Here is a 5,161-nt window from a genome sequence, read left to right as displayed (position 1 = left end):
CCGCGCCGCCGGTCCGGCTCGTCGACGGCCAGTGCCGCGATCCGCCCGGCGCCGGGGCCGAGCCCCGGTTCCGCGCTCAGCTCGACACCGCCGACCGGACGGCCGTTGACGCAGACGGTAAAGGCACGGGCGCGACCGCCGTCGGGCGCGCGCCGCTCCGGGCCCGCGGGTCTGAGGGTCGTCGTCATGGCTGCGCTCCCGGGATGTCGCCGTACCGATCACATGGGGTGCCGGATGACGTTCTACCGCGCCCGGCCGCCGCCGTGCCGGGACTTGGGGGACTTACGGGACCTACGGGTTCGCATCGGCCGCGGCGCGCTCGGCGAAGATCCGCATGGCCTTGGCCGTGACGGGCCCCGGAGCGGCGGACAGCTGACGGCCGTCCGTCCGGTGCACGCCCTGCACATCGCGCAGCGACGACGTCAGGAAGATCTCCTCCGCCCGGTCGAGGACGTCGAGCGGCAGGTCGGTCTCCTGCGCGCCGGTCCAGTCGATCACCAGCTCGCGGGTGATCCCGGCCAGGCAGCCGGACGCCAGCGGCGGGGTCAGCAGCCGGCCGTCGAGGACGACGAAGACATTGGACCCGGTGCCCTCGCAGAGCCTGCCCCGGGTGTTGGCGAACAGCGCCTCGCTGGCGCCGTGTTCGTGCGCCCGCGCGAGAGCGACCACGTTCTCCCCGTAGGAGGTCGTCTTGAGCCCGGACAGCGCGCCCTTCTCGTTGCGCGCCCACGGGACGGTGACGACGGCGGTGGTGTCGGGGCGTACGGACGCCTCGCCGAGCGCCACGACCAGGGTGGTGCCCGCGTCGCCGCGGTCGGAGCCGAGCGGCGACGGGCCACCGGTGTACGTGATCCGCAGCCGTCCGAGCGGCATCGGGTTCGCGGCGAGCACGGCGTCGCAGGCGCGGCGCACCTCGTCCTGGTCGGGTTCCGGCAGGCCGAGGCCGCGGGCGGACCTGGCCAGCCGCTCCAGGTGGCGGGTGGCCGCGAAGGGCCGGCCCTCGACGGCCTTGAGCGTCTCGAACACGCCGTCGCCGACCGTCAGTCCGTGGTCGAGCACCGACACGGTGGCGTCCGCGGTGTCCCGCAGTCCGCCGTCCACCCAGATCTTCACCGAAGCATCCCTCCGCTTGTCTCCTGGACTCCCGACGCTACCGCCAGCAGCCTGGCCGCCTTCAATTCGGTCTCGGCCCACTCGCCTTCCGGATCCGAGCCCCAGGTGATCCCGGCACCGGTGCCGAAGCGCAGCAGCGGGGCGCCGGGGCCCGTCCTGTCGATCCAGAACGTCCGGATGCCGACGGCCAGTTCACCGGTCCGCCGGTCGGCGTCGACCCAGCCGATCCCGCCGCAGTACGGGCCGCGCGCGGCGGTCTCCAGCTCGTCGAGCACGCGCAGCGCGCTGGACTTCGGCGCGCCGGTGACCGAGCCGGGCGGGAAGGCGGCGGCGAACAACTCCGGCCATCCGGCGTCGGGGCGCAGCTCGCCGCGGACGGTGGAGACCAGGTGCACCAGGCCGGGGTGCGGCTCGATCGCGCACAGCGCGGGCACGGTCACCGAGCCGGTGGCGCAGACCTGGCCGAGGTCGTTGCGCACCAGGTCGACGATCATGACGTTCTCCGCGTGGTCCTTGGGCAGCAGCTCGTCCGCGGTCCGCGCGGTGCCCTTGATCGGCCCCGACTCGACCGTCGCGCCGTCGCGCCGCAGGAACAGCTCGGGCGAGGCGGTGGCGATCTCGACGCCGTGCGCGGGCAGCCGAATCGTTCCGGCGTACGGAGCCGGGTTGCCGCGGGCCAGGACCGCGGACAGGGCGTCGATGTCCGGGCCGCCGTACTCGCCCCGGCTCTCCGCCTCGGGCAGCGGCGCGGTCAGGACCCGGCAGAGGTTGACCTGGTAGACCTCGCCGGTCGCGATGCGCTCGCGGATCGCGCGCACCCCGGCCACGTAGGCCGCGCGGTCCAGCGAGGAGGTCCACGCGGTGGGGTCGGGGCCGCGCCAGGGGCGCACCCGGGGTGCGGAGCGGGCGGGGTCGGGTCGTACGTCGCCGAAGCGGGCGCAGACCGTACGGCCCTCGAAGTCGGCGGCGACCGCCCAGAAGCCCGCGGAGTCGAGCGCGCTCAGGTCCGCGGTGACATCCCGCAGGTCGGAGGCGACGAGGCCGCCGAAGCGGGCCATGGGGGCGAGGTCACGCACGGGGCTTCCCTGGTGGACGGCGAGAGGGCGACGAGAGGACCGAACCGGTGCTCGGCGGCAGGTGGAGCCGAGTCTAGGCGGGGCGCCGCCGCGGTGCTCCGCCGGTCATGCGCCCGTCATTGGCCCGGCACGCTGCGGAAACCAGTTTTTGAGCTTGACCGGGAATCCGCTAGAGTTCACCACGTCGCCGGGACACGAGAGTGCCCCGGAGCTACGGCGCCTGCGGACGTGGCTCAGTTGGTAGAGCATCACCTTGCCAAGGTGAGGGTCGCGAGTTCGAATCTCGTCGTCCGCTCGACGTGGGGGATCTTCCCGAACCCCCGCTGTGTTGGTGGAGTGGCCGAGAGGCGAGGCAACGGCCTGCAAAGCCGTCTACACGGGTTCAAATCCCGTCTCCACCTCCAAGGACGATTAGCTCAGCGGGAGAGCGCTTCCCTGACACGGAAGAGGTCACTGGTTCAATCCCAGTATCGTCCACTGGACCCCACAGGGTCCTGGAGAAAGATCCCGCGCGATTAGCTCAGCGGGAGAGCGCTTCCCTGACACGGAAGAGGTCACTGGTTCAATCCCAGTATCGCGCACGCGTCATCAGCACCATCCGCGTCACCCGCACGACCGAGGACGATTAGCTCAGCGGGAGAGCACTTCCCTGACACGGAAGGGGTCACTGGTTCAATCCCAGTATCGTCCACGCGCAGGACACCGAGGGCCGGAAGCGATCGAGCTTCCGGCCCTCGGTCGTGCGGATCCCTCCGGTCGTACGGATTCCCTCGGTCGTCGGGATCGGGGTCAACTGGCCCCGGAAAAGCGCAGTGCCCGGGTATCTTTCGATACCCGGGCAAACGCAGTCGTCCGCCGTACCCCCGTCCCCACGGGGTTCACCGGTATGTCCCAGCCCGGACCGCTCTTCCGGGCCTGGGGCGTTGTGTCAGCGCCCCATCAGGCCGGCTACGGACGACGCCTGTGTGACCACCGCGTCCACTCCACCGAAGAAGTAGGCGAGCAGGGCTGCCAGCGGCAGCACCATGGCCGCCGCCACCAGCGGATGCCTGGTGCCGGTCGGACGGGCGCCGACGATCATCGCCCTGCCGCCGCGCACGGCACGCGCGGTGCGTTCCACCGTGTTCGCCATGGCCCTCTCCAGAGGTGTGGTGTGGTCAGATCTTCTGTTGTCAGATTTGGGGCGGCGGACGTTTGACCTCGGGGGACGAGTGCTTCGTCCGCCGCTTGACCTCAACATTAGGGGCGTGACGGCGGCCGGTCGTCATGCCCTCGTACCCCTTTACCGGCCTCCCGGAGGATGACGGCGAGCGGCCCGGATACTCCCCTGGGTGGAGGAGGAGTCCTAGGGCGTGTCCGCAAGGTCTCGTCGTTCGCCCGGAGGGCGGGGCTGGCGGTGTCTGGTGCGTGCGATCGCAAGGCGGAGGGTCGTCCTCATAGTGGGCCTATTCGGATGAGCCCGACAACGCAGCGAGCGTGCGTGCCAGGCGCCGCCAGCCAGACGAGACCTTGCGGACACGCCCTAGGTCACCAGGGGTATCCCGGAGGGGAAGCTTTCCTGGGGAGGGGGCCGGGACGAGGTCGGTAACCGGGTCGGGTGACGGGGGCGGTGCTCAGCCCGCCTGCTCGACCTCGCGCGGTACCGGCTGCTCCACCAGGGCGAGCACCCTGGTGGACATGAAGCGGGCGGTGCGGACCACCGTCCCGTTGCGGGTGACTTCACTCACTTCCACGACACCTCGGCGCACCGCCGTCTCCACTCTGCGGCCCGCCCGGGTGGCGATGACCTCATAGGTGCGGGTGGTGTCCCCCGCGTCGACGACTATCTCCACACGATCACCTTTCACGGCGTCATTCCCCCTTGGCAGACGGTCCGTTGGCGAAGCGGGCGCGGCGCTGACGACCCGTCGGACGGGCGCGCTCCCACCTCTCAAGGATCCCACCGGGCACTGACAATTAGCGCCCGCGCGCCTGCGGGGCATCAGCGCGCGGGGGGACTTGAGTCCGTAAGCTGTGGGCGGCCGGACCAGCGGCCGGTCAGTTCAGTGGAGTGGGGCCTCCCCCACCGGAGGCAGGGGACGGACGGACATGGCGATGATGCGGCTCCGGCGCGAGGATCCGCGGGTCGTCGGCGCGTTCCGGTTGCACCGGCGGCTCGGGGCGGGCGGCATGGGCGTGGTCTACCTCGGCGCGGACAAGCGCGGGCAGCGCGTCGCGCTGAAGGTCATCAGGCCCGAGCTGGCGGAGGACCAGGAGTTCCGCTCGCGGTTCGCCCGCGAGGTGTCCGCCGCCCGGCGGATCCGCGGCGGCTGCACGGCCCGGCTGGTGGCGGCCGACCTTGAGGCGGAACGCCCGTGGTTCGCCACCCAGTACGTACCGGGTCCGTCCCTGCACGACAAGGTCGCCGAGGGCGGCACGCTGCCCGCCGCCGAGGTCGCCACGATCGGCGCGGCCCTCGCCGAGGGGCTGGTCGCCGTCCACGAGGCCGGGGTCGTGCACCGCGACCTCAAGCCGTCGAACATCCTGCTGTCCCCCAAGGGCCCGCGGATCATCGACTTCGGCATCGCCTGGGCGACCGGGGCCAGCACGCTGACGCACGTCGGGACGGCGGTCGGCTCGCCCGGCTTCCTCGCGCCCGAGCAGGTGCGCGGCGCCGCGGTCACCCCGGCCACCGACGTCTTCGCCTTCGGCGCCACCCTGGCGTACGCGGCGACCGCCGACTCGCCCTTCGGGCAGGGCAGTTCCGAGGTCATGCTGTACCGCGTGGTGCACGAGGAGCCGGATCTGACCGGCGTGCCCGACGCGCTCGCACCGCTGGTCTACGCGTGCCTGGCCAAGGACCCCGAGGAGCGGCCGAGCACCGTGCAGCTCTCGGAACGGCTCGCCGAGATCGCCGCCCGCGAGGCCCGCGGGATCGGCGCGCCGCGCCGCGAGGGGCTGCCGAAGGCGGCCGGGCCGCGGCCGGAGCGGCC

5 protein-coding genes, 5 tRNA genes and 1 pseudogene are annotated in these 5,161 nt (G+C 72.2%); 6 read left to right on the top strand and 5 right to left on the bottom strand.

The genetic code is table 11. The features are described 5' to 3' along the window. The 3 genes and pseudogenes from BGM09_RS33190 to BGM09_RS33180 form a co-directional block, all read right to left on the bottom strand. Window positions 1-188 (bottom strand): annotated as a pseudogene (locus BGM09_RS33190) (GNAT family N-acetyltransferase); the annotation flags it as partial. A gap of 103 nt (window positions 189-291) precedes the next feature. Then, entirely contained in the window at window positions 292-1,113 is an 822-nt protein-coding gene (locus tag BGM09_RS33185; RefSeq protein WP_188285450.1) for an aminotransferase class IV, read from the bottom strand. Next, a complete protein-coding gene (locus BGM09_RS33180; RefSeq protein ID WP_188285449.1) occupies window positions 1,110-2,189 on the bottom strand; it encodes a chorismate-binding protein in 1,080 nt (359 codons plus the stop codon). Before BGM09_RS33180 ends, BGM09_RS33185 begins: the two co-directional genes overlap by 4 nt. 222 nt (window positions 2,190-2,411) lie before the next feature. On the opposite strand from BGM09_RS33180, the gene BGM09_RS33175 reads away from it, so the two are divergent. From BGM09_RS33175 to BGM09_RS33155, 5 genes are all read left to right on the top strand, one after another. After that, window positions 2,412-2,484, top strand: a tRNA-Gly gene (locus tag BGM09_RS33175). 35 nt (window positions 2,485-2,519) lie between these two features. Then, window positions 2,520-2,593: transfer RNA gene (locus tag BGM09_RS33170), tRNA-Cys, on the top strand. Window position 2,594: 1 nt separating this feature from the next. Continuing rightward, window positions 2,595-2,666, top strand: a tRNA-Val gene (locus BGM09_RS33165). Window positions 2,667-2,698: 32 nt separating this feature from the next. Continuing rightward, window positions 2,699-2,770 (top strand) — tRNA-Val (locus tag BGM09_RS33160). Window positions 2,771-2,808: 38 nt separating this feature from the next. After that, window positions 2,809-2,880: transfer RNA gene (locus tag BGM09_RS33155), tRNA-Val, on the top strand. A 237-nt stretch (window positions 2,881-3,117) separates the two neighbouring features. Here BGM09_RS33155 and BGM09_RS33150 read toward each other — a convergent pair. Then, on the bottom strand, window positions 3,118-3,321 hold the full coding sequence (locus BGM09_RS33150) for a hypothetical protein (RefSeq protein WP_188285448.1): 204 nt from the start codon (window positions 3,319-3,321) through the stop codon (window positions 3,118-3,120). Window positions 3,322-3,802: 481 nt separating this feature from the next. Beyond that, a complete protein-coding gene (locus BGM09_RS33145) occupies window positions 3,803-4,036 on the bottom strand; it encodes a hypothetical protein (protein ID WP_188285447.1) in 234 nt (77 codons plus the stop codon). Window positions 4,037-4,277: 241 nt separating this feature from the next. On the opposite strand from BGM09_RS33145, the gene BGM09_RS33140 reads away from it, so the two are divergent. Next, window positions 4,278-5,161 (top strand): serine/threonine-protein kinase (locus BGM09_RS33140; protein WP_188285446.1); only part of this gene is annotated, 884 nt, incomplete at its 3' end.

The sequence above is a fragment of the Streptomyces sp. CBMA29 genome, from assembly GCF_014596445.1.
Taxonomy (GTDB): domain Bacteria; phylum Actinomycetota; class Actinomycetes; order Streptomycetales; family Streptomycetaceae; genus Actinacidiphila.
This window is presented reverse-complemented; position numbering and strand designations above follow the sequence as displayed.